This window comes from Amycolatopsis acididurans, from assembly GCF_012328925.1.
In the GTDB taxonomy this organism is placed as follows: domain Bacteria; phylum Actinomycetota; class Actinomycetes; order Mycobacteriales; family Pseudonocardiaceae; genus Amycolatopsis_E; species Amycolatopsis_E acididurans.
Genome location: NZ_JAAXLS010000007.1, coordinates 114,992 through 137,813, shown reverse-complemented (window position 1 = coordinate 137,813; position 22,822 = coordinate 114,992). Strand labels below are relative to the sequence as shown.

24 protein-coding genes are annotated in these 22,822 nt (G+C 71.4%); 6 read left to right on the top strand and 18 right to left on the bottom strand.

The genetic code is table 11. The annotated features are described in order from the left end of the window. Window positions 1–24: 24 nt before the first annotated feature. Genes HFP15_RS13775 through HFP15_RS13765 form a run of 3 tightly spaced genes read right to left on the bottom strand, consistent with a single transcriptional unit; the run spans window position 25 to window position 4,321 of the window. Window positions 25–468 (bottom strand): hypothetical protein, encoded by a 444-nt coding sequence (locus HFP15_RS13775; RefSeq protein ID WP_168515376.1) that lies wholly within the window; start codon window positions 466–468, stop codon window positions 25–27. After that, complete coding sequence (locus HFP15_RS13770; RefSeq protein WP_168515374.1) at window positions 465–2,750, bottom strand: molybdopterin oxidoreductase family protein; 2,286 nt, start codon at window positions 2,748–2,750, stop codon at window positions 465–467. The genes HFP15_RS13775 and HFP15_RS13770 overlap by 4 nt, the downstream gene beginning before the upstream one ends. 44 nt (window positions 2,751–2,794) lie before the next feature. Beyond that, the gene (locus HFP15_RS13765; protein ID WP_168515372.1) at window positions 2,795–4,321 is read right to left on the bottom strand and encodes an AMP-binding protein; all 1,527 of its coding nucleotides are present in this window, start codon (window positions 4,319–4,321) and stop codon (window positions 2,795–2,797) included. Between the two features lie 102 nt (window positions 4,322–4,423). Here HFP15_RS13765 and HFP15_RS13760 point away from each other — a divergent pair, with 102 nt between their 5' ends. After that, window positions 4,424–5,245 carry a helix-turn-helix transcriptional regulator gene (locus HFP15_RS13760; RefSeq protein ID WP_168515370.1) on the top strand — a complete coding sequence of 274 codons (822 nt, stop codon included), beginning with the start codon at window positions 4,424–4,426 and terminating at the stop codon, window positions 5,243–5,245. On the opposite strand, the gene HFP15_RS13755 is transcribed toward HFP15_RS13760, so the two are convergent. From HFP15_RS13755 to pruA, 9 genes are all read right to left on the bottom strand, one after another. Then, window positions 5,214–6,269, bottom strand: coding sequence for an LLM class flavin-dependent oxidoreductase (locus HFP15_RS13755; RefSeq protein WP_168515368.1), 1,056 nt, complete (start codon window positions 6,267–6,269; stop codon window positions 5,214–5,216). The genes HFP15_RS13760 and HFP15_RS13755 overlap by 32 nt on opposite strands. After that, window positions 6,269–6,769 carry an SRPBCC family protein gene (locus HFP15_RS13750; protein WP_168515366.1) on the bottom strand — a complete coding sequence of 167 codons (501 nt, stop codon included), beginning with the start codon at window positions 6,767–6,769 and terminating at the stop codon, window positions 6,269–6,271. The genes HFP15_RS13755 and HFP15_RS13750 overlap by 1 nt, the downstream gene beginning before the upstream one ends. Before the next feature lie 32 nt (window positions 6,770–6,801). Then, window positions 6,802–7,998, bottom strand: a complete 1,197-nt coding sequence (locus tag HFP15_RS13745; protein ID WP_168515364.1) for a thiolase family protein — start codon at window positions 7,996–7,998, stop codon at window positions 6,802–6,804. 65 nt (window positions 7,999–8,063) lie between these two features. After that, entirely contained in the window at window positions 8,064–8,729 is a 666-nt protein-coding gene (locus HFP15_RS13740; RefSeq protein ID WP_168515362.1) for a GNAT family N-acetyltransferase, read from the bottom strand. A gap of 196 nt (window positions 8,730–8,925) precedes the next feature. Continuing rightward, window positions 8,926–10,344, bottom strand: a complete 1,419-nt coding sequence (locus HFP15_RS13735) for a CoA transferase (RefSeq protein WP_312871578.1) — start codon at window positions 10,342–10,344, stop codon at window positions 8,926–8,928. A 21-nt stretch (window positions 10,345–10,365) separates the two neighbouring features. Then, window positions 10,366–10,578, bottom strand: a complete 213-nt coding sequence (locus tag HFP15_RS13730) for a dodecin (protein WP_168515360.1) — start codon at window positions 10,576–10,578, stop codon at window positions 10,366–10,368. Between the two features lie 72 nt (window positions 10,579–10,650). Then, complete coding sequence (locus HFP15_RS13725; RefSeq protein ID WP_168515358.1) at window positions 10,651–10,863, bottom strand: KTSC domain-containing protein; 213 nt, start codon at window positions 10,861–10,863, stop codon at window positions 10,651–10,653. Window positions 10,864–10,867: 4 nt separating this feature from the next. Then, the gene (locus tag HFP15_RS13720; RefSeq protein ID WP_168515356.1) at window positions 10,868–11,788 is read right to left on the bottom strand and encodes a proline dehydrogenase family protein; all 921 of its coding nucleotides are present in this window, start codon (window positions 11,786–11,788) and stop codon (window positions 10,868–10,870) included. 16 nt (window positions 11,789–11,804) lie between these two features. Beyond that, window positions 11,805–13,430: an L-glutamate gamma-semialdehyde dehydrogenase gene (gene pruA / locus HFP15_RS13715; RefSeq protein WP_168515354.1), complete on the bottom strand. Its 1,626-nt coding sequence runs from the start codon at window positions 13,428–13,430 to the stop codon at window positions 11,805–11,807. 84 nt (window positions 13,431–13,514) lie between these two features. On the opposite strand from pruA, the gene HFP15_RS13710 reads away from it, so the two are divergent. From HFP15_RS13710 to HFP15_RS13700, 3 genes are all read left to right on the top strand, one after another. After that, window positions 13,515–15,080 carry a PucR family transcriptional regulator gene (locus HFP15_RS13710; protein WP_168515352.1) on the top strand — a complete coding sequence of 522 codons (1,566 nt, stop codon included), beginning with the start codon at window positions 13,515–13,517 and terminating at the stop codon, window positions 15,078–15,080. Next, on the top strand, window positions 15,077–15,697 hold the full coding sequence (locus HFP15_RS13705; protein WP_312871577.1) for a class I SAM-dependent methyltransferase: 621 nt from the start codon (window positions 15,077–15,079) through the stop codon (window positions 15,695–15,697). Before HFP15_RS13710 ends, HFP15_RS13705 begins: the two co-directional genes overlap by 4 nt. Before the next feature lie 67 nt (window positions 15,698–15,764). Continuing rightward, complete coding sequence (locus tag HFP15_RS13700; protein ID WP_168515350.1) at window positions 15,765–16,256, top strand: DUF6069 family protein; 492 nt, start codon at window positions 15,765–15,767, stop codon at window positions 16,254–16,256. A 6-nt stretch (window positions 16,257–16,262) separates the two neighbouring features. Here the strand turns inward: HFP15_RS13700 and HFP15_RS13695 are convergent, their stop codons facing one another. The 4 genes from HFP15_RS13695 to HFP15_RS13680 are packed head-to-tail and all read right to left on the bottom strand — an operon-like array spanning window position 16,263 to window position 20,202. After that, entirely contained in the window at window positions 16,263–17,444 is a 1,182-nt protein-coding gene (locus tag HFP15_RS13695; protein WP_168515348.1) for a CaiB/BaiF CoA transferase family protein, read from the bottom strand. Next, entirely contained in the window at window positions 17,441–18,586 is a 1,146-nt protein-coding gene (locus HFP15_RS13690) for an acyl-CoA dehydrogenase family protein (RefSeq protein WP_168515346.1), read from the bottom strand. Before HFP15_RS13690 ends, HFP15_RS13695 begins: the two co-directional genes overlap by 4 nt. 9 nt (window positions 18,587–18,595) lie before the next feature. Next, window positions 18,596–19,378 carry an HpcH/HpaI aldolase/citrate lyase family protein gene (locus HFP15_RS13685; RefSeq protein WP_168515344.1) on the bottom strand — a complete coding sequence of 261 codons (783 nt, stop codon included), beginning with the start codon at window positions 19,376–19,378 and terminating at the stop codon, window positions 18,596–18,598. Then, window positions 19,375–20,202 (bottom strand): HTD2 family dehydratase, encoded by an 828-nt coding sequence (locus tag HFP15_RS13680; protein ID WP_168515342.1) that lies wholly within the window; start codon window positions 20,200–20,202, stop codon window positions 19,375–19,377. The genes HFP15_RS13685 and HFP15_RS13680 overlap by 4 nt, the downstream gene beginning before the upstream one ends. 85 nt (window positions 20,203–20,287) lie before the next feature. On the opposite strand from HFP15_RS13680, the gene HFP15_RS13675 reads away from it, so the two are divergent. Continuing rightward, window positions 20,288–21,454 carry an acyl-CoA dehydrogenase family protein gene (locus tag HFP15_RS13675; protein WP_168515340.1) on the top strand — a complete coding sequence of 389 codons (1,167 nt, stop codon included), beginning with the start codon at window positions 20,288–20,290 and terminating at the stop codon, window positions 21,452–21,454. Continuing rightward, window positions 21,451–22,176 carry a GntR family transcriptional regulator gene (locus HFP15_RS13670; protein WP_168515338.1) on the top strand — a complete coding sequence of 242 codons (726 nt, stop codon included), beginning with the start codon at window positions 21,451–21,453 and terminating at the stop codon, window positions 22,174–22,176. The genes HFP15_RS13675 and HFP15_RS13670 overlap by 4 nt, the downstream gene beginning before the upstream one ends. Before the next feature lies 1 nt (window position 22,177). Here HFP15_RS13670 and HFP15_RS13665 read toward each other — a convergent pair whose 3' ends face one another. Both HFP15_RS13665 and HFP15_RS13660 read right to left on the bottom strand, forming a co-directional pair. After that, window positions 22,178–22,462 (bottom strand): DUF202 domain-containing protein, encoded by a 285-nt coding sequence (locus HFP15_RS13665; RefSeq protein ID WP_312871576.1) that lies wholly within the window; start codon window positions 22,460–22,462, stop codon window positions 22,178–22,180. After that, window positions 22,455–22,820 carry a YidH family protein gene (locus HFP15_RS13660; protein WP_168515336.1) on the bottom strand — a complete coding sequence of 122 codons (366 nt, stop codon included), beginning with the start codon at window positions 22,818–22,820 and terminating at the stop codon, window positions 22,455–22,457. The genes HFP15_RS13665 and HFP15_RS13660 overlap by 8 nt, the downstream gene beginning before the upstream one ends. Window positions 22,821–22,822 lie beyond the last annotated feature (2 nt).

Below are 22,822 nucleotides of genomic sequence, written 5' to 3'. Positions count from 1 at the left end.
CCTTCGCGAGGGAAACCAACCAGCTCAGCTGGCCAGGATCTGCGGCGCGAGGTTCTTGAGCATCGCGTTGGCCCATTTCATCTGGCGCAGTGTCTCCGGGTGACAGAGCTGGGCCAGGCCGAGCAGGCGGGTGTCCTTCAGCGCTTGGGCGCCCTGCGCGAGCAGTTCCCAGTCCAGCGACACGCCCGCGGCATCCAGATGCAGGCGCCGCAGGTCGCCGAGCAACCGCACCGGGGTGCCGGTGCCATGTCCGGACACCTCCTCGGGCGCCTCGTGCTCGAGGTCCAGACCGTAGTCGCGGGCTGTCGCGGCGAGTACGCGAACGTGTTCCCGCGACCATGCGGCCAGATCGCGTGCGATGTGATGCACCTCGTGTTCGGCGCGGTGCCGTTCGGACACCGCGAGCAGTTCCCGCACCAGCGCCAGCTCCGACCGGTGCAGCTCCCGTAGCGCGAGGCCCAGTTTCACCGCACCGCCCCGATCGTCGCGGCCGCCAGCTTGAACAGCGGCTGTTTCGACACCGGATCCCAGTCGGTGAAGGTCAGCTCGTTCGCCGCGCGCGGATCGCTGGAATCCCAGTAGCCGTAGTGAAACGGCAGGAACAGCACACCGTCACGGATTCCGCCGATCCTGGCCCTGGCACGCACCATCCCGCGCGGTGTGCGGATCTCGGTCAGGTCGCCCTCGGCGATGTCGCACACCTTCGCGTCGTGCGCGGAGATCTCGACCCACACCTGCGGCGCGGCCGCGTTCAGCTCGGGTGTTCGCCCGGTCTTCGTCCTGGTGTGGAAGTGATACAGCGTGCGGCCGGTGATCAACGAGAACGGGAACTCCGCGCCGGGCACCTCGTGCGGCGGGAAGTAATCGGCGGTCTTCAGCATGGCCTTGCCCTCGGGGTTGTACGCGCGGTACTCCCCCGGCTCCATCGGCGCACCCGTCACGAGGTCCTTGCCGTAGGTCTCACAATAATCGGGCTGGGCGAAGAACCGGCCGTCGCCGTAAAGCCGTTCCGTGCCATCGGGATGCTCGGCGTCGCACGGCCACTGCACGCCGCTGACGGCGCGAAGTCTGTCGTAGCTGAGCCCCGAGTAATCGCACGGACGTCCGGTGCTGGCCCGCTTCCACGCCTCGAACGCCGATTCGGTGTCGTGCCAGTGCGGGAAGGCCGCGCCGTCGCGATCGCGGAAACCCATGCGGCGCGCGAAGTCCAGGAAGATGTCCAGATCCGGTTTGGCCTGTCCGGGCGGGTCGACGGCCTTCTCCGACAGGTGCACGGTACGGGCGGCGTTGGTGAACGTGCCGGTTTTCTCGCCCCACAACGCGGCGGGCAGCACGACATCGGCGAACTCCGCGGTCTCGGTGCGGAAGGCGTCCTGCACGACGAGGAAAAGCCTCTCCTGCCCGAGGATCGCGCGGATCCGGGCCAGCTCCGGTAACGACACGGCGGGATTCGTCGCCGACACCCACAGCAGCGACAGCGTCCCGTTCTCGGCGTAGCGCATCATCTGCATCAGGTGCGTCGGCGGTGCGAAGTGCGGGATCCGGGACGGATCGACGTTCCACAGCCTGGCCAGGTCGGCGACGTGCGCGTCGTTGGCCCAGTTACGGAATCCGGTGAGATCGCCGTCCGCGCCGCATTCGCGCGTGTTCTCCGCGGTGGGCTGTCCGTTCATCTGCAGCACGCCCGCGCCCGGCCGCCCGATCATCCCGCGGACCAGCGCGAGGTTGTTGACGGCGACCGCGGCCGCGCTCGCCTGGTGCGACTGGTAGAAGCCCTGCAGGACCGTGCACAGCAGCCGCCGCGACCGGCCCAGCATCCGCGCCGCGGCGCGGAGGTCGTCCACGGGCACGCCGCAGATCCGGGAAACCCGGCTCGGCGGGTACCGGGCGACCGTCGCGGCGAGCTCCTCGTAGCCGACCGTGTGCCGCTCGATGTAGTCGTGATCGGCCCGGCCACCGGCGATGATTTCGTGCAGGAGTCCGTTCATCAGCGCGAGATTCGTGCCCGGCACGGGCGCGAGGTGGATCGTCGCGGCCCTGGCGACCGGGGTGTCGCGTGGATCGACGCACAGGATCGCGGGCGGCTCGGGACCGGCGAGCCGGTCCAGCATGCGCATCCACAGCACGCTCTGCGTTTCGGCGACGTTGTGCCCGAACAACGCGATGACGTCGGCGTGGTCCACGTCGGAGTAGGAGGCGGGCTGGCCGTCGCAGCCGAAGGACTCCTTGAGCGCCTCACCCGCGGTCGCCGTGCACAGGCGCGTGTTGCCGTCGAGGTGGTTGGTGCCGATGCCGCCGCGGGCGATCGCGGCAAGGGTGTAGTACTCCTCGGCGAAAAGCTGGCCGCTGGTGTAGAAACCGATGGCGCTGGGCGGAAGTTCACGCGCCCTGGCCACGATTTCCGACATGGCTTCGTCCCATGTGGACTCCACCAGCTCGCCGTTCCGCCGTACGAGCGGGACGGTCAGCCGATCCGCGGAGTTGTTGGCCTGCCAGCCGTAGAGGTCCTTGGTGTCGAGGCGGCCGTGGTTGACACGATCGTCGGCGCGGCCACGCACGCCGACGATCCGTCCGTCCTTGACCGCCACGTCGAGTCCGTCCCCATTGGAATGCAGCACCGCGGCACTGCGTACCCAGCGATCGACCTCGCCGGCCGTGACGTGACTGTCGACGCGCACCGGCCAGGCTTGTCCCGGCCCGTAGGGCGTGCGCTCACCCCACGGCCGCGCGATCGCATCCCGTTCGGTCACGGCACCGGGTACCCCGCGACCGGACCTGATAACCCCGCCGCCGCTCAGGACTGCCGGCGCAGCAGGAAGCGCTGCACCTTGCCGCTCGGCGTTTTCGGCAGCTCCGGCACGAACCGGACCTCGCGCGGATAGGCGTGCGCGGCGTACCGGGTCTTCACGAGCTGCTTGAGTTCCTCCGCGAGCGCGTCGCCCGGCTCGGCCCCCGGCACCGTCACCACGAACGCCGTCAGCACCTCGCCGCGCAGCTCGTCCGGCAGTCCGACGACGGCGGCCTCGGCCACGGCCTCGTGTCCCAGCAGCACACTTTCCACTTCGAACGGCCCGATGCGGTAACCGGCCATAAGAATGACGTCGTCGTCCCGGGACGCGAAGTAGACATAGCCGTCCTCGTCCTTGGAGGCGACATCGCCGGTGAGATACCAGCGGCCGTCGGCGGAGAACCGTTCGGCCGTGCGCTCCGGCGCGTCGCGGTAGCCGGAGAACCACATCATCGGGCTGTTCGCGAGATCCACCGCGACCCGGCCCTGCTCCCCCGGCCCGGCGATCTCGTCGGCGTCCGGGCGCAGCACCTCGACGCGCCAGCCCGGCAGCGAACGCCCCATCGAACCTGGCTTCAGCTCGCCCCGGATGTCGGGATGCCAGCCGTTGGCCACGCACATGCCCAGCTCGGTCTGCCCGTAGTGGTCGAGAATCGGCACCCCGAACGCCTTCTCGGCCCACTCGATGACGTCCGGGTTCAGCGGTTCACCCGCCGACGAGCAGTGCCGCAGCCGCAGCCCGGGCGGCATCTCGACGTCCGAGTTGCGCAGCGCCCGGTACACGGTGGGACCGGCGGTGAAGTTGGTGACACCGAAGCGGTCGAGCACCGAACAGGTCAGCTCGGGCGAGAATCCCGCGCTCAGCAGGATGCTGGGCCGTCCGAGCGCGAGCGGGCCGATGATCGCGTAGTAGAGACCGTAGGCCCAGCCCGGGTCGGCGGCGTTCCAGAACACGTCGCCCGGCTGCTGGTCGAGCCCGTATTCCTGATACATCCGCATCGCCCGGATCGCCCGGACCGGGATCGGCACACCCTTCGGCGCCCCGGTGGTGCCGGAGGTGAACAGCTCCACGAACAGCCCGTCCTCGCCGACCGCGACGGGCTCGGCCTGCGGCTGCGCGCTCAGCAGCGCGTCGAACTCCGGGCCGGTGCTGATCACCCGCCGGTCGCCGGGCACTTCGGCGAGCTTCGCCAGCTGCCCGGTGTCGGCGACGACGACCTTGACGCCGTCGATCCGCGCCGCGATCGCGGGTGGGGCGAACGCGGTGAACAGCGGCACCTGCACCGCGCCGAGCCGCCAGATGCCCAGCAGCGCGACCACCAGATCGGCCGATTTGCCCATGAGCGTGGCGACCCGGTCGCCGCGGCCGACGCCCATGCCGGCCAGCGCGGTGGCGAAGCGGGCGGAACGGTCGCGCAGTTCGCCGTAGGTGAGATCGCGGCTGCCGAGATCCGCGTCCACCACCGTGAAGGCGACCGCGTCGGCGGGGTGGTGATCGCACAGCAGCGCGGCGACACTGGCGTGGCTCGTCATCGAGGCTCCCGATTGTGCGTGTCGTAACGTTGGACAGCATGGTCCCGGCCGGCGGGTGGCGCGTCCACCCCCGGACGGGGGTGGTGACCTCGAGGAGGAGGCATGTCCGATCGGCCCCGCATCCACCGTGTGCTGACCCGCCTGCGGGAGGCGAGCCGCCTGCCGTTGACGTTCGGCGGCGCGGTGCACGAGGGCTGGCAGGTGCGCCTGACCGAGTTCGCCGGGCGGAACCGGGGCGCGCTGCGTGGCGTCGCGCTCGGCGCGGGCCTGGGGCTCGGCGGGAAGGTCGTCGCGGTGCGGCGGCCCTTGTCGATCAACGACTACGTGGCCTCGCCCGGCATCAGCCACGACTACGACCGGATCATCGCGGCGGAGGGGCTGCGGGCCATGGTCGCGGCGCCGGTCGTCGTGCGCGGCAAGGCGCGGGCCGTGCTGTACGGCTCGACGCGCAGCGCGGAAGCACTGGGCGACCGGGTGCTCCAGATGTTCCAGGACGCCGCGCGCGAGCTGGAGCAGAGCCTCGCGGTGGCCGCCGAGGTCGAGCGGCGGCTGGCCTGGCTGCGGGAACACGGCCGTGCCGGAGCGTCTGACGGCGCGGATCCGGACGGCCCGCGGCGGGAGCAGGTGCGCGAGGCGTACGCGGAGCTGCGGATCCTGAGCCAGCAGACCGGCGATCCGCGGCTGGCGGCGGTGTGCGCGAAGCTGGCCGGTGCCGGTACCGGCGACGCGCTGAAGCTGTCCGAACGCGAGCTGGACGTGCTCTCGTGCGTGGCGCTCGGCTGGACCAACACCCACATCGCCACCGATCTCGGCGTCGGCGCGGAAACGGTGAAGAGTTACCTGCATGGCGCGATGCGCAAACTCGGCGCGCACACCCGCATGGAGGCGGTGGTCACGGCGCGACGGCGGGGGCTTCTGCCGTGACCTCGCGGACCAGTTCGATGGCGCGCCCCAGCGTCGCGAGACGCTCGTTCAGCGTCGCGCCCGCCGGGTACAGCCGCACCGTGTCCACACCGGACCGCTGCCATACGCGCAATCGCTTGCGCACCATCGCTTCCGTGCCGATGAGGGTCGTCGCGAGCACCATCTCATCGGTCACCAGCGCCGCCGCGGCATCCCGGTCATCGGCCTGCCAGCGCTCCCGCACCTCGGCCGCGACCTCGGCCCAGCCCTGCCTGCCGTAGGCGCGGTTGTAGAAGTTCGCCGAGGCCGAGCCCATTCCGCCCAGGCTGAAGGCGAGTTCCTTCTTCCGCCCCGCGACCATCGCGCGCAGCGCGTCCTCGTCGCGTGCGAACGCGACCTCGGCACCCTGGCACACGTCCAGCTCCGCCCTGGTGCGGCCGGCTTTCGCGAGGCCCTCGTCCAGGTGCGAGAAGTACGCCTCACCCGCGCCCTCGGGCACGAAACTGGTGCCCAGCCAGCCATCGGCGAGCTCGCCGGTCAGGCGCAGCATCGCGGGCGAGAGGGTCGCCAGGTAGACCGGGATCTCGTGTTCGGCCTTCGTGGACAGTCGCATGGGGACGGAATCACCGGGCAGTGGGATCTGGAACTCCTTGCCGGAAAAGGAGATCTTGCCACCCGCGACCACACGCCGGATGATCTCGACGGTCTCCCGCATCCGCGCCAGCGGCCGTGCGAAAGAAACGCCGTGCAGGCCTTCGATCACCTGCGGACCGGACGCGCCCAGCCCCAGCAGGAACCGGCCGCCGGAGAGGTTCGACAACGTGATCGCGGTCTGGGCGACGGCCACCGGTGTGCGGGTGCCGATCTGCAGGACACCCGAGCCGAGCAGCATCCGTTCCGTGCGTGCGGCATAGAAACCCAGCGCGGAGGGGGCGTCCGAGCCCCACGCCTCGGCCACCCAGCACACGTCGAGTCCGAGCTTTTCGGCCTCCACGACGAAATCGGCCGGGACCGAGGACGCCTCGACCGTGGTCGCCGTGCGCATCAGGCCTCGGCCAGGCGTTTGACGTGCTCCAGTGTGGCCGTCATGTTGCGCTCGAACTCGCGCAGCCGCACGAACACGATCTTCTGCTCCTTGTCGGGCATCCGCTCGATCGCGTAGGACAGGCCGGATTTACCCGGCCCCATCCGCACCCACTGCGACAGCTCGGTGCCGCCGTCGCGTGGTTGCAGCCGGAACCGCCACAGCGCGGCCGGTTGGTCCGGATCGGACACCGCCCACGCGAACACCCGCCCGGGCTCGTACTCGACGACGTGCGAGGTCGTCGACCAGGTGCCGAACGACTCGTGCTCGTTGTGCCCGACGAACCGCGCGCCCAGGCCGCGCTTGTCGTCGGCCCACTCCACCGAGCACAGTTCGGTGCTGGTGTCCGGCATCAGCTCGGCGTCGGACACCAGCTCCCACACTCGCTGCGGCGATGCGTCGATCCAGGTGCGCACCTCGACGGTGGGCAGGTCGGCGTACCTGGCTCCGGTCCATTCCATGACGAGAGGGTTGCGTAACCGGACTCAGCCTGTCAAGACAGGCGCTCGATCACGGTGGCGTTGGCGAGCCCGCCAGCCTCGCACATGGTCTGCAGCCCGTAGCGGCCACCGGTCTGCTCCAGCACGGACAGCAGCGTGGTCATCAGGCGCCCGCCGCTGGCGCCGAGCGGATGCCCGATCGCGGTCGCGCCGCCGTTGACGTTGACCTTCGCGGCATCCGCGCCGGTCTCGGCCCGCCACGCGAGCACCACGCTCGCGAACGCCTCGTTCACCTCGAACGCGTCGATGTCCGAAAGGGACAGTCCGGCTCGGTCGAGAACCTTGCGGGTGGCGGGAATGACGCCGGTGAGCATGTACAGCGGATCGTCGCCGACGACGGCGAACGAGTGCAGCCGGGCGCGCGGCCGCAGCCCCAGTCGCCGCGCGGTCTCGCTGCTGGTGATCAGCAGCGCCGAGGCGCCGTCGTTGACCGGGCTGGAGTTACCCGCGGTGACCTTCCAGTCGATGTCCGGGAAGCGCTGCTGCCAGACCTCGGCGCGGAACGCGGGGGTGAGCCCGGCCAGCACCTCGAGCGTGGTCGACGGGCGCACGGACTCGTCGGTGGCGACCTGCATGAGGGAGCCGTCGGGGCCGGGCGCCTTGAGCGGGCTCACCTCGCCGGCGAAGCGGCCCTCGGCCCACGCGGCGGCGGCGCGGCGGTGGCTTTCGCTGGCGAAGGCGTCGAGTTGCCCGCGGGACAACCGCCAGCGCTGCGCGATCAGTTCCGCGCTGATTCCCTGCGGCACAAGGCCTTCCGGGTAGCGCTCGGTCACGGCGGCACCGAAGATGTTCTGCCCGGCGGTCTGGCTGCCGATGGGCACGTGGCTCATCGACTCGACTCCGGAGGCGATCACGATGTCGTAGGCGCCGCTGATCACGCCCTGCGCGGCGAAGTGGATCGCCTGCTGGCTGCTGCCACACTGACGGTCCACGGTCACCGCCGGGACCGACTCGGGCAGGCCGGCCGCCAGCGCCGCCCAGCGCGCGTTGTTGCCGCTCTGCTCGCCGATCTGCCCGACGACGCCGCTGATCACGTCGTCGACCGAGGCCGGATCGATGCCGGTGCGCTCGATCAGCGAGCGGATGGCGTGTGCGTGCAGGTCGACGGGGTGGAGCCCGGACAGCGCTCCGCCGGGTTTGCCCTTGCCGACCGGTGTGCGCACCGCGTCGACGATCACCGCGTCCCTCATGGCCCGTTCCTCCTCGAATCGAAGCTCTCGATTCCGGTATACGCGCCTAGGTTGGATTTAACAACCTACTGTGGTGCGCGCAGCGCGGCGAAGACGGGCTCCCGGCGCAGGACGAAGCCGAGCGCCTCGTAGAGCCGGATCGCGCCGGTGTTGGTGGCGGCGGCGTGCAGGAACGGGGTCTCGCCGCGGGCGCGGATCCGGGCGACGAGCGCGAGCACCAGGCGCGTGGCGAGGCCCTGGCCGCGGACGGCGGGGTCGGTGCAGACGGCGCTGATCTCGGTGAAGCCCGGCGGGTGCATGCGCTCCCCCGCCATCGCGACGAGCGCCCCGCCGCGGCGGATGCCGAGGTAGGTGCCGAGTTCGATGGTGCCCTTGCGGAAGGGCCCCGGCTCGGTGCGCGCGACGAGGTCCAGCATCTCCGGCACGTCGGCCGTGGTCAGCCGCACCGCCTCGGGCTCGTCCTCCCCGGCGACGCCGTCGGCGACGAGCTGCACGCCCGGCATGGCCGACAGCACCTCCCACCCGTCCGGCGCGGTGCCCGGCCAGCCGGCGAGCAAGGCGACCCCGCCGGGCCCGACCAGCGCCGCGACGTCGTCCCAGGCGTCCTCGGCCATCCCGAGAAACGGCGAGATGTCGGTGTCGTAGCGCGCGGCACCCCCGCGGGCGTCGGCGAAGCGAGCATGGGGCCCGGTGAGCGAGGCCAGCACAGGATTGTCGAGGGGAGAGGGCATGTCCGTAGTCAACCGCACCGTGTGGGGCGGGTATTTCGGCGTGGGGTCAATGTCACGGCACCGGCTCACCGGCCGGGACAGGCGCCACCCTCGCGAGCGGCTTCGGCGGTTTCCTCCCGGCAGAGGGGTCCGACACGCTACTCGAGCCACTGACCGCATCGAGGTCGAACGACTCCTTGGCCCACCCGAGCCGCTCTCACGACTCCGCCAGCACCCGGGCCGTGTCGGCACCCAGTGCCGGTGCCCGGCCTGCCGGGCGGCGGGCAACCGGGGCCGCCGCGGCGGGGACGGGCCCCGGCTCCGGCGTGCCGGTCAGCGTCGCCGCGGCTTGTTCTCGCAGCGCCACGTCCACGAGCCACTCGCCCCCGGCGAGGCGGCACGCGACGGCCGCCAGCGCCGCGTTCACCCCGGCCAGCGGCGCCGCGATCGCATCGCCGCACGGGGCCGGGATGCCGGTCGCCGGATCCCACGCGACCAGGCCGCCCGCCACGGCCGTGTCGTCACCGAAACCGGGCGCCCCGGCCCACGGACCGGTTCGCCCGTACGCCGTGATGCTGACCCAGCACTTCCCACCGCGCGGCGGGTGCTCGTTGCCGATCACCACGTCCGCACCGCCGATGAGCCGGTCCAGCGCGGCCCGTCCCCCGGCGGTGCCCAGGTCCAGCGCCACCGACTCCTGCCCGGCGTGCAACAGGTCGAAGAACTCCCCCGGCCCCTGCCGCGCCGGATCGGGCCGCCGCACGTCCTCGACCTTGATCACCCGCGCGCCCAGCGACGTCAGCAGGTGCCCGCACAGCGGCCCCGCCCACAACGACGACACGTCGACCACCCGGGTGGGTGGCAACCGCCATCGCCGGGGCTCGGTGCGCACGTACTCCTCGCACGGCCGCGCGCGCCGCACCCGCCCGTTGAGCACGAACGGCCACACCTCGCCCTCCTGGCCGCGCGCCGCCAGCTGATCGTCCTCCGTAGCCGGAACACCGACCGGAAAGCCATGCGTACGCGCCTTTTCCACGATTTCGGCGACCGGACGGCCGGCGATCGAAAGCTCCACAAAGGACCACGGATCCGTCTCCGGCAGGTCCGGCCAGCCGCGGGCGAGGTTCACCGCCACCCAGCCGTCCGCGGCCCGGACCAGGCGCGTCGTCCCACTGGGTGAGGACGGCGCGTTGCGGCCCAGCCCGGCGATCGCGGCACGCTCGCCCAGCACGCGCGGACCGGGCAGCACCACCTCGCGCCCACCGATGCGCGCCAGCAGTTCCAGTGCCAGCAACGCACCCCACGCCGCGCTGGCGGGCTCACCCGGCGCGCGCAGCGCGGGCCCGGCCCGCCGCCCGGTCAGCGCCATCGCCCCGCACGAGGCCCAGTCCTCGGCCGCCGTGGTGTCCACCGTGCGCACCGCGGGTCCGTCCCACGTGGACGGCAGCACGCCGCGCGCGTCGATGACGCCGTCGACGTCGCGCCACGCGTCGCGCCCGGCGACCACGACAGCGCCGAGCGACGCCAGCAGCCGCCCCGCGTGCCACACCGCCGCCCCCTGGCCACAGACGCCGGCACGCAGTCCCGCCAGCGGGCCGTCCGGTTCAGGACACCAGCCCTGCTCCCCGCCTGTCACACCGGATCCGCGCCCACCGGCCTACTCGGACTCGATGCGGAAACCGACCTTCATCCCGACCTGGAAGTGGCCGACCACGCCGTTCTCCAGGTGCCCCCGGATCTCGGTGACCTCGAACCAGTCCAGTTCGCGCAAGGTCTGCGACGCGCGCTCGATGCCGCCGCGGATCGCGTCCTCGATGCTGTCGCTCGACGAACCGACGATTTCGGTGACACGGTAGGTGTGACCGGGCATTTCGGGCCTCCTCGCTCGCTGCTGCCGATCACCTCATTGTCGGCCCGCACGCGCGGTCCTGCTACCGGACGGTCACTCGACGCGTTCACCCTCGTAGGCTTCCCGGATCCGCTCGTTGAAGAACCGGCCCTTGCTGTCGGCCGTCATGAAGGCATGGAATACGCGGGGTTCGACGCGCACGTACCGGTAGACGTCCCCACTGGGGAACTCGACCTCCAGTACGTGACGCTCCGGATCGTAGCCGGCGGCCTTGACCACCGACGACACAATCGGCCATCGCACCACGGCTCTAGTGTGCCGCAAGCGCTCGCAGGAAGAAGACGAGATTGGCGGGACGTTCACCCAGCCGGCGCATGAAGTAGGGATACCACTCGGTGCCGTAGGGCAGGTACACCCGCATCCGCAGACCGCGCCGCGCAAGCGTTTTCTGCTCGTCGGGCCGCACCCCGTACAGCATCTGGAACTCGTAGTCCCCGCTCGCGCGCCCGCTTCGCCCGGCGAGCGTCTCCGCGATCGCGATCAGCCGTGGATCGTGCGTGGCGACCATCGGATAGCCCTCGCCGCGCATGAGTACCTTGAGGCACCGGACATACGACGCGTCCACTTCGGACTTTTCGCGGTAGGCGACCGAACCCGGTTCGTCGTAGGCACCCTTGCACAGCCGGATCCGCGACCCAGGCCCGGCGAAGTCGGCGCAGTCGGCCTCGGTGCGCCTGAGGTAGGCCTGCAACACGGTGCCCGTGCCGGGGAAATCGGCCCGCAGCGACCGCACGATCGACAGCGTGGCGTCGACGGTGGTGTGGTCCTCCATGTCCACGGTGACCGTGGTGCCGGCCGCGGCCGCCGCCTCGCAGATCCGCCGCGTGCACTCCAGTGCGATCTTCTCGCCGTCGGCGGGCAGGTCCCGGCCGAGCGCGGACAGCTTCAGCGAAACCTCCGCTCGCCCGGCCAGTTCCGCCTCACCGAGCCTGCGCAACGCCAGCCGGTAGGCCTCGACCGTGCGCTCCGCGTGCGCACGGTCGTGGGTCGCTTCACCCAGGTGATCCAGCGAGACCAGCAAGCCGTCGAGATCGTTCACCACGCGCACGGCGTCCTCGATCGCCGGGCCCGCGACGAAGCGGTCCACGATCGGCCGCAGCACGGGCGTGTTCTCGACCAGTGCGCGACATGTCGCCGAACGCGAGGCGGCGAGCAACGCCGAGCGCAGCATGGCTCATCTCCTTTTCTCAGCCCTGATGCGGATAGCCCGACGAGGTCGGCGGGCAGAGGTTCTCCTTGATCGTGCGCGGGCTGACCCAGCGCAGCAGGTTGTAGACCGAACCCGCCTTGTCGTTGGTGCCCGACGCGCGTGCGCCGCCGAAGGGCTGCTGCCCCACCACGGCACCGGTCGGTTTGTCGTTGACGTAGAAGTTGCCTGCGGCGAACCGCAACGCCTCGCTCGCCTGCCGCACCGCGGCCCGGTCGTTCGCGATCACGGCGCCGGTCAGCCCGTACGGCGCTCCCTCGTCGACCAGGCGCAGCACGCGCTCGTAGTCGCCGTCTTCGTAGACGTGCACCGCCAGCACCGGGCCGAAGAACTCGGTCGTGAAGATCTCGTGGGAGGGATCCTGGCCCAGCAATACGGTGGGGCGGACGAAGAATCCGTGCGAGTCGTCGGCAGTGCCACCGGCCAGCACGTCCACATCGGAGGACGAACGCGCCGACGCGAGCACGGCCGCGAGCCGGTCGAACGCACGGCGGTCGATCACCGCGCCGAGGAAGTTGCGGAAGTCGGTGACGTCGCCCATCGCGAGTGAGTCCACTTCGGACAACAGATCGTCCTTGAGCCGCGCCCACACCGACCGTGGGATGAACGCGCGCGAGGCGGCGGAGCATTTCTGGCCCTGGTACTCGAAGGCGCCACGCACGAGCGCGGTACGCAGCACGTCGGCATCGGCCGAGGCGTGTGCCACGACGAAGTCCTTGCCACCGGTTTCGCCCACGAGCCTGGGATATCCGCGGTAGTTCGCGATATTCGCGCCGACGGCCGACCACAGGTGGGCGAACGTGCGGGTCGAGCCGGTGAAGTGGATCCCGGCCAGCGCCGGATCGGCGAGCGCCACGTCGGACACGGCCAGCCCGTCACCGGTGACCAGGTTGATCACGCCAGGCGGCAGGCCCGCCTCTTCCAGCAGCCGCATCGTCAGGTGCGCGGCCAGCCCCTGGGCCGGCGAAGGCTTCCAGATCACGGTGTTGCCCATGAGCGCGGGCGCGGTCGGCAGATTGCCCGCGATGGCGGTGAAGTTGAACGGCGTGATGGCGTAGACGAAACCTTCGAGCGGGCGGTAGTCGAGCCGGTTCCAGGTGCCCGGCGCGCTCTCCGGCTGCCCGGCGTGGATCTGGCGCGCGAAGTGCACGTTGTAGCGCCAGAAGTCGGCCAGCTCGCACGCGGAGTCGATCTCGGCCTGCTGCACGGTCTTCGACTGGCCCAGCATCGTGGCCGCGTTGAGCGTGTCGCGCCACGGGCCGGACAGCAGATCGGCCGCGCGCAGCAGGACGGCGGCGCGCTCGTCGAAGGGCATTGCGCGCCAGCTCCGCGCGGCCCGCAGCGCCGCCGCGACGGCGGCCTTGGCGTCCTCGTGCGTCGCGTTGGCGGTGGTGCCCAGCACGTGCGCGTGGTCATGCGGCTGCACCACGTCGATGCGCGTGCCGCCGCCCATGCGCTGTTCGCCGTCGATGGTCGAGGTCAGCTCGAACCGCTGCGCGGCGAGCTCGGCGAGTTTCGCGGTCAGGCTCGCCCGCTCCGGGGAACCGGGGGCGTACTCGCGGACCGGTTCGTTGCGCGGTGCGGGCGGATGAGTGGTCGCGTCCATAGGCAAAACGGTAAGGATCGGCGGCCCGCCGCGGATTGTCCGATCAGCTAAAGTCGACAGAGAAACATTGTGCGATTGGACAGCATGAACACGAGCCTCGGGCAGCTGCTGATCGCGGTCGGCGAACCGTTCATGGAGCTGACCGCGGGCAGTGCCGACACCGCCGTCCGCGGTGTCGCGATCCTGGATCCCGACGACGAGCTGGGCAGCTACTCCGGCGAGCTGGTGCTGGTGATCGGGGCGCGCGGGCGGGAGGCGGCGCGATCGGTCCGGCTCGCGGCCCGCGCCGGCGCCGCGGCGGTCGCGGTGAAGGGGCCCGACGGCCCGCGCGCGGCGGCCGAGGACGCCGGGATCGCACTGCTGACCGTGCGGCCGCGGGTGCGCTGGGACCAGCTGCAGGTGCTGGTGCGCGAGGTGCTCGAAGGCGCGGCGCTGGCCGCCTCGGACGACGGGTACGGCGACCTGTTCGGGCTGGCGCAGACCACCGCGCTGCTCACCGGCGGCAACGTCAGCATCGAGGACGCGGGTAACCGGGTGGTCGCCTACTCGCGTTCCGACGACGAGATCGACGAACTGCGGCGGCTGACGATCCTGGGCTGGGAAGGGCCGGAACAGTACCTCTCGCTGCTCCGGAAATGGGGCGTCTACCAGCGGGTCCGCTCCAGCGAAGAGGTCGTGCGCGTCGAGGAGCGGCCGGAGCTGGGCATCCGGCCGCGGCTCGTGGTCGGCATCCGCGCCGGGTCGCAGCATCTGGGCACGATGTGGGTGCAGCAGGGTAGCCACCCCTTCGCCGAGCGGGCCGAAAGCGCGCTGCTCGGCGCGGCCCGGCTCGCCGCGGTCCACCTGGTGCGCCGCCGCGGTTCGCCCGGCCTGCGCTCGCGCGAGGACCTCGTACCCGGCCTGCTGGACGGGCAGGTCAGCGCGGATCTCGTCGCCGGGCAGTCCGGCCTCGACCCCGCCGCACCGGTGATCGTGGTGGCCTTCGCGCAGCGCGACGCCGAGCACGACCGCTCCGAGCACGAACTGCACCAGCTGGAGATCGCCAACGTCGTGTCGGTGCACGCGAGTTCCTACCGCCGCGGCGCGCTCGTCGGCACGATCGGCGCGCGGGTGTACGCGGTGCTGCCGGAGGTGCCGCCGGACGAGGCCGAAGCGGCGCTGACAACACTGGCCCGGCACGTCGTCGGTGTGCTCGCGCGCGCCGGGATGCGCGCGCAGGCCGGCATCGGCTCGCCCGCGCCGTCGCTGGCCTCGGTGACCGCCGCGCGCGCCGAGGCGGACCGGGTGCTCGACGCGATGGCCCGCACCCCCGACACCGACGTCGCGACGATCGGCGATCTGCGCGGCGAGGTGCTGCTCGGGGCGACGCTGAACCTCATCGAGGCCACACCCGATCTCCGCGACCCGGCGGTGGCCGCGCTGGTCGCGCACGACGCGAAGCACGGCAGCGAACTCGTCACCTCCCTGCTGGCCTACCTCGACGCGCTCGGCGACGTGCGCGCCGCCGCCGCGCGGCTGCACATCCACCCGAACACGGTGCGGCACCGGATCCGGCGCGCGGTCGCGGTCAGCGGCATCGAACTGGCCGATCCGAGGGAACGGCTTTTCTGCCACCTGCAGTTGCTGCTCGCACTACGCTGGACCTCGTGAGACATCCGGTGTTCGCCCGGCTCTACCCGCGCATCGCCGCCGCAGGCGAGGCCGCGGGTGCGGCCGAGCATCGAGACGAGCTGCTGGCCGGTGTGACCGGCCGGGTCATCGAGGTCGGGTCGGGGCACGGCATCAACTTCGCCCACTACCCGGAGACGGTCACCGAGGTGGTGGCCATCGAACCGGAGCCCAGCCTGCGGGCCCGGGCAGAGGAGGCCGCCCGCGAGGCACCCGTGCCGGTGACGGTCATCGAAGGCACGGCCGAGCAGCTGCCCGGCGAGGACGAGGCCTTCGACGTGGCCGTCACGTCGCTCGTGCTGTGTTCGGTACGCGACGCCGACGCCGCGTTGCGGGAGGTCCGCCGCGTGCTGCGGCCGGGCGGCGAGCTGCGGTTCTACGAGCACATCCGCGCGGGGCAACCGGGGTTCGTCCGCTATCAGAAGATCGTCAACGTGGTGTGGCCGCTCATCGCGGGCGGCTGCCAGCTCGTGCGCGCCACCGACGTGTCGATCTCCGCGGCCGGATTCACCGTCGAGAAGAGCCGGTACTTCCGCTTTCCGGCACCGGGCGTGCCCGCCTCGCCACACGTGCTCGGGCTCGCCCGCCGCGCTCCGTGACCGCTGGGTTTACCCCGCGCAGCAGTGGGTAGCCGGACAGTGAAGTCTGGCGTGAGGAGGGAACGTCATGAGCGAGCCGGTCCGGCCGGATCCCAAGCGCCTGTGGGCGGGCGGCTGCGCGACCGCGCTCGTAGCCGCGCTGGTCGCGATCGTGGGCATCCTGATCGCCCGCGGCCTCGCCGGGGTCGCGATCCTGGCGCCCAAGGGCTCCGGCCTGTGGGGCAACGCCAACACCGCCACCTACGCGCTCTGTTCGGCGGCCGCGGCGCTGCTGGCCACCGGCCTGATCCACATCCTGTCGCTGGCCACCCCGAACGCCACCACGTTCTTCGGGTGGATCATGGTGCTGCTGACACTGATCGCGGTCGTGCTGCCACTGAGCCTGTCGGTCAGCTGGGAGACCAAGATCGCGACGGGACTGCTGAACCTCGTCATCGGCCTGGTGATCACCCTGCTGCTGGTCAGCCTGTCCGGCAGCGCGCTGCGGCCCAAGCCACCGCGGCGCGACGACACCAAGCTGATGACCCGCGAATGGGATCAGCGCGGCGGCTACTACTGACCCGCCTCAGGCCACGATTCCACGTGCGCGCAACGATTCCAGCGCCTGCGCGGACAGGCCCAGCTCGGTCAGGACGCCGTCGGTGTGCTCGCCCAGCGCGGGCACCGCACCCATGCGCGCCTCCACGTCGCCGAACGTCACGGGCGGCAGGACCGCCGAGATCGGCCCGACGGGCGTGGCGACCTCCCGCCAGCGGTCGCGTTCGGACAGTTGCGGATGCGCGATGAGCTCGCCCACCATGTTCAGCTTCGCCGACGCGATGCCCGCCGCGTCGAGGCGGCGCACCAGTTCCTCGGACGTCATCGTCGCGGTGCCCTCGGCGACCGCGGCGTCGACCCGCGACCGGTTGCGCACGCGGGCCACGTTCGTCGCGAAATCCGGGTCCTCGGCCAGTTCCGGCCTGCCCAGCACGTCCTTGACCAGCCGCACCCAGCCCCGGTCGTTCTGGATGCCGATGAGGACCTCGCCGTCGGCGGTGGGATAGGCGTCGTAGGGCGCGATGATCGGATGGCTCAGCCCGGTGCGCGGCGGCTGCTGCCCGGTGTGCGCCGACAGGTACAGCGGATGCCCCATCCATTCCGCGACCGCGTCGAACATCGACACTTCCAGATGCGCGCCCTCGCCGGTGCGCGTACGCCGCAGCAACGCCGAGAGCACACCGGAATAGGCGTACATACCGGCCGCGATATCCGCCGTCGGGATGCCGGTTTTCGCCGGCGCGTCCGGCGTCCCGGTGATCGACACGAGCCCGGCCTCGCTCTGCACCAGCAGGTCGTAGGCGCGCCGGTCGCGATACGGGCCCGACGAGCCGTATCCCGACATGTCGACCACGACCAGCTCCGGCCGTTCCCCGCGCAGTGCCGGGGCGTCCAGTCCCAGCCGCGCGGCGGCGCCGGGCGCGAGGTTCTGCAGGAACACGTCGGCCCGCGCGATCAGCTCCCGCAGCAGCCGCAGCCCCTCGTCGTCCTTGAGGTTGAGCGCCACGGATTCCTTGCCGCGGTTGAGCCACACGAAATGCGAGGCCATCCCCCGCACGGTGGTGTCGTAGGCGCGGGCGAAGTCCCCGCCGTCCACGCGCTCCACCTTGATCACCCGGGCGCCCTGGTCCGCGAGATGCCTCGTCGCGAGCGGCGCGGCGACGGCCTGTTCGAGGCTGACGACGGTGAACCCTTCCAGCGGCAGTGTCATCGCGCGCCTTTCAGCAAAGCCCGGCCGATCACGAGCTTCTGCACCTCACTGGTGCCTTCGTAGATGCGGAACAGCCGGGCGTCGCGGTAGAGCCGTTCGGCCGTGACGCCGTGGATGTAGCCCATGCCGCCGTGCACCTGCACGGCGCGGTCGGTGACCCGGCCGACCATCTCGCTGCAGAACAGTTTCGCGCAGGACGGGCCGATCTTCGTGTCCTCGCGCGAGTCGTACTTCGCCGCCGCGTCCAGCACGAGCGCACGTCCCGCGTACGCCTCGGCCTTGGACTCCGCCAGCAATGCCTGCACCAGCTGGAAATCGCCGATCGGATGCCCGCCCTGGCGCGCGTTCGCCGCGTAGGAGACCATCTCCTCCACCGCCCGCTCGGCGAGGCCGACGCAGATCGCCGCGATGTGCAGGCGGCCGCGGGCGAGCGAGGCCATCGCGGCGTGGAAACCCTCTTCTTCCTTGCCGCCCACCAGGTTCGCGGCGGGCACGCGGGCCCCGTCGAAGAACACCTCCGCCGTCCACGCACCCGCCTGGCCCATCTTCTTGTCGCGCGGCCCGACGGACACCCCGGGCGTGCCCGCCTCGACGAGCAGCGCCGAGATGCCGTGCGTGCCCCTGGCCTGCGGGTCGGTGCGGGCGAACACGACGAACAGGTCCGCGATGGGCGCGTTGGTGATGAACCGCTTCGTGCCGGTGATCACGTAGGAGTCGCCGTCGCGGATCGCCGTGGTGGTCATGCCGCTGGGATCGGACCCCGCCTCGGCCTCGGTGAGCGCGAACGACGCGACGGCCGCACCGGCGGCGAGCCTGGGCAGCCAGTGCTCGCGCTGCTGCTCGGTGCCGTAGCGGACGATCACCTGGCCCGCGATGCCGTTGTTGGTGCCGAACAGGGACCGGAACGCGGGCGTGGTGTAGCCGAGTTCGAACGCCAGCCGCACGTCCTCGCTCATGGACAGGCCCAGCCCGCCGTACTCCTGCGGCAGCGCCCAGCCGAACAGTCCCATCTCCGCGGACTTGCGGCGGATCTCGTCCGGGATCTCGTCGCGGTCCTCGATCTCCTCCTCGCGCGGCACGACATCCTTGCGCACCAGATCCCGCACCGCCGCCAGTACCGCCGCGAACTCGTCGGCCTCCACCGCTCCTCCTTAGTCTTTCGCCTCGCGGGCGAGCAGCCGGCGCGCGCGTTCCACCACCGGCCGGTCCACCATCTGACCGTCCACAGCGGACGCCGACTCGCCTGCCCCGACGACGCGCCGCGCCCACTCCAGTTCCTCCGCCGTCGGGGCGAAACCCTGGCGCACCAACGGAACCTGACGCGGGTGAATGCACAGTTTGCCACCGAACCCGAGCCGCCGCGCGTGCGCGACGTCGGCCTCGAGCACGGCCGGATCGCCCAGCGCCGTCGTGACGCCCTCCAGCGGCGGCGCGATCCCGGCCGCGGCGCTGGCGAGCACCAGCCGCGAGCGCGCGTAGCCCAGCGCCAGCTCGTCGGTGTGCACAACACCGAGCTGGGTGGCCAGATCGACGCTGCCGAACGCGACGCGCACGACGTTGCGCGCCGCGCACACCGCGACGGCCGACTCGATCCCGGCCGCGGTCTCGATGAGCGGGATCAGCGGCGCCTCGATGCGCCCGAGCACGTCCGGGTCCTCGGCCTTGGGCAGCATGACCGGGCAGCCGTGCCGCGCCACCAGGTCCAGATCGGCCTGGAACCACGGGGTATCGGCGCCGTTGATCCGCACGAACGCGTTGTTGCCCGCGCCGAGCCAGGCATCGACCGCGGCCCGTGCGCTGTCCTTGTCGCCGGCCGCGACCGCGTCCTCCAGGTCGAGGATCACCGCGTCGGCGCCCGAGGCGACGGCCTTGTCGAAGCGCTCCGGCCGGTCGCCGGGCACGAACAGCACCGCCACCAGCTCGTCGGGGGTCATGCGAACGTCACCTCCGCCGTCGCGTGCCGGTCGTCGCGAGCCGTCGCCACCCGCAGCGCCGCACCGCCCTCGCCGGGATCTCCCAGCGCACACACGTGCTCACCGGCGAACACGGGCTTGCGCAGCCGGAACGAGAACGTGCGCACCTCACGATCGCGCACCAGTTCCAGCATCAGCAACGCCAGCAGCGGACCGTGCACCACCAGCCCCGGATAGCCCTCGACCTCCCGCACGTACGGGTCGTCGTAGTGGATGCGGTGCGCGTTCGCGGTCAGCGCGCTGAACCGGAACAACAACCGCGAATCCGGGCGTATCGACCGTTGCCAGGCCGCATCCGACGGCGGCGCGTCGGCGGCGTCGTAGTCGAACGTGCGCCCCTCGTCCTCGCCCGAGCGGTACACGATGTCCTGCTCCTCGACCACGCACAGCCGCCCGCCCTGGCTGATCTCGCTGCGCACCGTCACGAACGCCATCTCGCCGGTGCGGCCCTGCTTGACCACGACGTCGGCGACGCTGCTCACGCTCTCGGCCCGTTCGCCCAGCCGCAGCGGCTGCTCGACACGCAGCCGCCCGCCCGCGAACATGCGGCGCCGGTCCGGGATCGACGGCAGGAAGTGTCCCTCGGTGGGATGCCCGTCCTCGCCCAGCTCGCGCTGCGCGGGCCAGTCGAGGAAGTGCAGCCAGTGCCACAGCGGTGGCAGCGTCCGTTCCGGCGGCGGCTGGTCGAGCACCGAGGACAACGCCCGCGCGGGACCCGGCGAAAGATCGTCGTCCTTGGTCAGCGGCCCCGGCCGCCACGATTCGAGGTACTGGCCCAGTTCCATCGTGCTCCCTGTCCGTACAAAACCTCGGACCTTCCTATCACGGAGGTCGTTGACCGGGGAACACATTTGGCCGTACAAATAGCCGATGAGCACCCTCGACATCCTCACGGCGGACGAACGGATGGTCGTGCACACCGTGCGCGACTTCGTCGACAAGGAGGTGCGACCGGTCGCGCGTGAGCTGGAACACGCCAACACCTACCCCGGCGAGCTGATCGAGAAGATGAAGGCGCTGGGCATCTTCGGGCTCGCCATCGGCGAGGAACACGGCGGCAATCCGGTGTCCACGCCGTGCTACGTGCTGGTCACCGAGGAACTCGCGCGCGGCTGGATGAGCCTCGCCGGTGCGATGGGCGGGCACACCGTCGTCGCCAAGCTGCTCGCACATTTCGGTACCGAGGAGCAGAAAGCCAGGTACCTGCCGAGGATGGCCACCGGTGAGGTCCGCGCGACGATGGCGCTCACCGAACCCGGCGGCGGCTCGGACCTGCAGGCGCTGCGCACGATCGCCCGCCGCGGCGAGGACGGCTACGTCGTCAACGGCGCGAAGACGTGGATCACAAACTCGCGCCGCTCGCAGCTCATCGCACTGCTGTGCAAGACCGATCCCGACGCCGAACCCAAGCACCGCGGCATTTCGATCCTGCTCGTCGAACACGGGCCCGGGCTGACCGTGTCGCGCGACCTGCCCAAGCTCGGCTACAAGGGCGTGGAGAGCTGCGAACTGGTTTTCGAGGACTTCCACGCGCCCGCCGACGCCGTACTCGGCGGCACGGAAGGCCGCGGCTTCGCGCAGATGATGAAGGGCCTGGAGACCGGGCGCCTGCAGGTCGCGGCGCGGGCATTGGGTGTGGGGCGCGCCGCGTTCGACGACGCCTTCGCCTACGCACAGGACCGCGAGACCTTCGGCAAGCCGATCTGGCGGCACCAGTCCATCGGCAACTACCTCGCCGACATGGCCACCTCGCTGCAGGCGGCGCGCCAGCTCACGCTGCACGCCGCGCGCGAGGCCGACGCGGGCCGCCGGGTCGACATGGAGGCCGGCATGGCGAAGCTGTTCGCGTCCGAGACCGCGATGAAGATCGCCCTCGACGCGGTGCGCATCCACGGCGGCTACGGCTACTCCACCGAGTTCGACGTCGAACGGTACTTCCGGGACGCCCCGCTGATGATCGTCGGCGAGGGCACCAACGAGATCCAGCGAGACGTCATCGCGCGCCAGCTGGTCAGCCGGGGCGGGCTGGAGGCGTGACCGCGTACGGGAGCCTGGCCCGGCAACTACGCGAGCGGATACTGCGCCGCGAGTTCCCGCCCGGCGTGCGGCTGCCCACCGAAGCCGAACTCGCCGACACCCACCGGGTGAGCAGGCAGACCGTGCGGCGGGCGTTCCAGGACCTCGTCGCCGAGGGCATGGTCTACCGGGTGCCCGGCCGCGGCACGTTCGCCGCCGCCGGGCGCGACCAGTACCTGCGCCAGTTCGGGTCGATCGAGGACCTGATGGGGCTGTCGCTGGACACCAGCATGCGCGTGGTCAACCCGCCACGGCGGCAGATCGACGTGGACGCCGCCGGGCGGCTGCGGCTGGCCGCCGATGCCGTCGACAAGCTCACGTTCCTGCGCCTGCACCAGGACACGCCGTTCTGCGTCACGACGGTGTTCCTGCCGCCCGCGATCGGCGAACTGCTCGCCGGGGCGCCGGAGCTGACCGAGGCCGGCGCCCGCAGCAGCGCCACGATCATCGGCCTGCTCGAAGACCGCCTGCCCGATCCGATCGCCGAGGCCGAGCAGAGCGTGACCGTCGGTCACGCCCCCGCCGAGGCCGCCGCCCTGCTCGGCTGCGAACCCGGTCACGCACTGCTGCGCATCGACCGGCTGTACCTGTCCTGCGCGGGCGCCCCGGTCGAGCTGGCGATCAGCCACTTCCTCCCCGAGCACTACTCCTACCGCGTCCGCCTCCGCCGCCAGCCGTTATAGGTCACACGAACAGCCCCACGGTCACGAACACCCCCGCGCCGACGACCGCCACCGTCACGCTCCACAGCAGCTTGCGCGGCGCGACCGTGGCGCGCACGGTTCGCGAGGCCAGCACGGCGAGCACGACGGCGGTGGCCGCGCACGCCGCCGCGAGCAGGTCCGGCACCGACCGGTGAATCACTCCGGTGCGCGTCATGAGCACCGCCACCACGGCCGCCGCCAACGCCGTTCGCTGCCATGCGAGCGCAGTGCGTTCGGGCTGCAGGCCCGGATCCCGGTCAGCCACGGAAATGCGACAGCACGAGACTGAGTACGGCGACGCCACCCGCCGCGGTGGCCCAGCCGATCGCGAACGGCAGCCACGTCATCGGCAGCGCCTTCCCGTGCCGCATCGCGCGCTGCACGTGTGCCCACCGCCGATAGGAGAAGGCGGTCAGCACCGTGCCGGTCACGGTCAGCACCGCCGCGAGCGTGATGTGCAGGCCCTTGATCGGGAACGGCGGCACGAACTGCGCCAGCGCGACCGCGCCCGCCAGCAGCGCGAGCCCGGTGCGCAACCAGGCCAGGAAGGTCCGTTCGTTCGCGAGCGTGAACCGGTAGTCCGGCTCTTCGCCTTCCTCGTACCAGCGGGGTTTGTCTTGCATGA

Coding starts and splice junctions, on each gene's coding strand:
- pruA (WP_168515354.1), bottom strand. CDS start 13,430: ATGGACGCGACCACTCATCCGCCCGCACCGCGCAACGAACCGGTCCGC.
- HFP15_RS13755 (WP_168515368.1), bottom strand. CDS start 6,269: ATGCGCACGGCGACCACGGTCGAGGCGTCCTCGGTCCCGGCCGATTTC.
- HFP15_RS13740 (WP_168515362.1), bottom strand. CDS start 8,729: ATGCCCTCTCCCCTCGACAATCCTGTGCTGGCCTCGCTCACCGGGCCC.
- HFP15_RS13745 (WP_168515364.1), bottom strand. CDS start 7,998: ATGAGGGACGCGGTGATCGTCGACGCGGTGCGCACACCGGTCGGCAAG.
- HFP15_RS13730 (WP_168515360.1), bottom strand. CDS start 10,578: ATGCCCGGTCACACCTACCGTGTCACCGAAATCGTCGGTTCGTCGAGC.
- HFP15_RS13765 (WP_168515372.1), bottom strand. CDS start 4,321: ATGACGAGCCACGCCAGTGTCGCCGCGCTGCTGTGCGATCACCACCCC.
- HFP15_RS13660 (WP_168515336.1), bottom strand. CDS start 22,820: ATGCAAGACAAACCCCGCTGGTACGAGGAAGGCGAAGAGCCGGACTAC.
- HFP15_RS13675 (WP_168515340.1), top strand. CDS start 20,288: ATGAGCACCCTCGACATCCTCACGGCGGACGAACGGATGGTCGTGCAC.
- HFP15_RS13695 (WP_168515348.1), bottom strand. CDS start 17,444: ATGACACTGCCGCTGGAAGGGTTCACCGTCGTCAGCCTCGAACAGGCC.
- HFP15_RS13700 (WP_168515350.1), top strand. CDS start 15,765: ATGAGCGAGCCGGTCCGGCCGGATCCCAAGCGCCTGTGGGCGGGCGGC.
- HFP15_RS13680 (WP_168515342.1), bottom strand. CDS start 20,202: ATGGAACTGGGCCAGTACCTCGAATCGTGGCGGCCGGGGCCGCTGACC.
- HFP15_RS13760 (WP_168515370.1), top strand. CDS start 4,424: ATGTCCGATCGGCCCCGCATCCACCGTGTGCTGACCCGCCTGCGGGAG.
- HFP15_RS13750 (WP_168515366.1), bottom strand. CDS start 6,769: ATGGAATGGACCGGAGCCAGGTACGCCGACCTGCCCACCGTCGAGGTG.
- HFP15_RS13685 (WP_168515344.1), bottom strand. CDS start 19,378: ATGACCCCCGACGAGCTGGTGGCGGTGCTGTTCGTGCCCGGCGACCGG.
- HFP15_RS13720 (WP_168515356.1), bottom strand. CDS start 11,788: ATGCTGCGCTCGGCGTTGCTCGCCGCCTCGCGTTCGGCGACATGTCGC.
- HFP15_RS13710 (WP_168515352.1), top strand. CDS start 13,515: ATGAACACGAGCCTCGGGCAGCTGCTGATCGCGGTCGGCGAACCGTTC.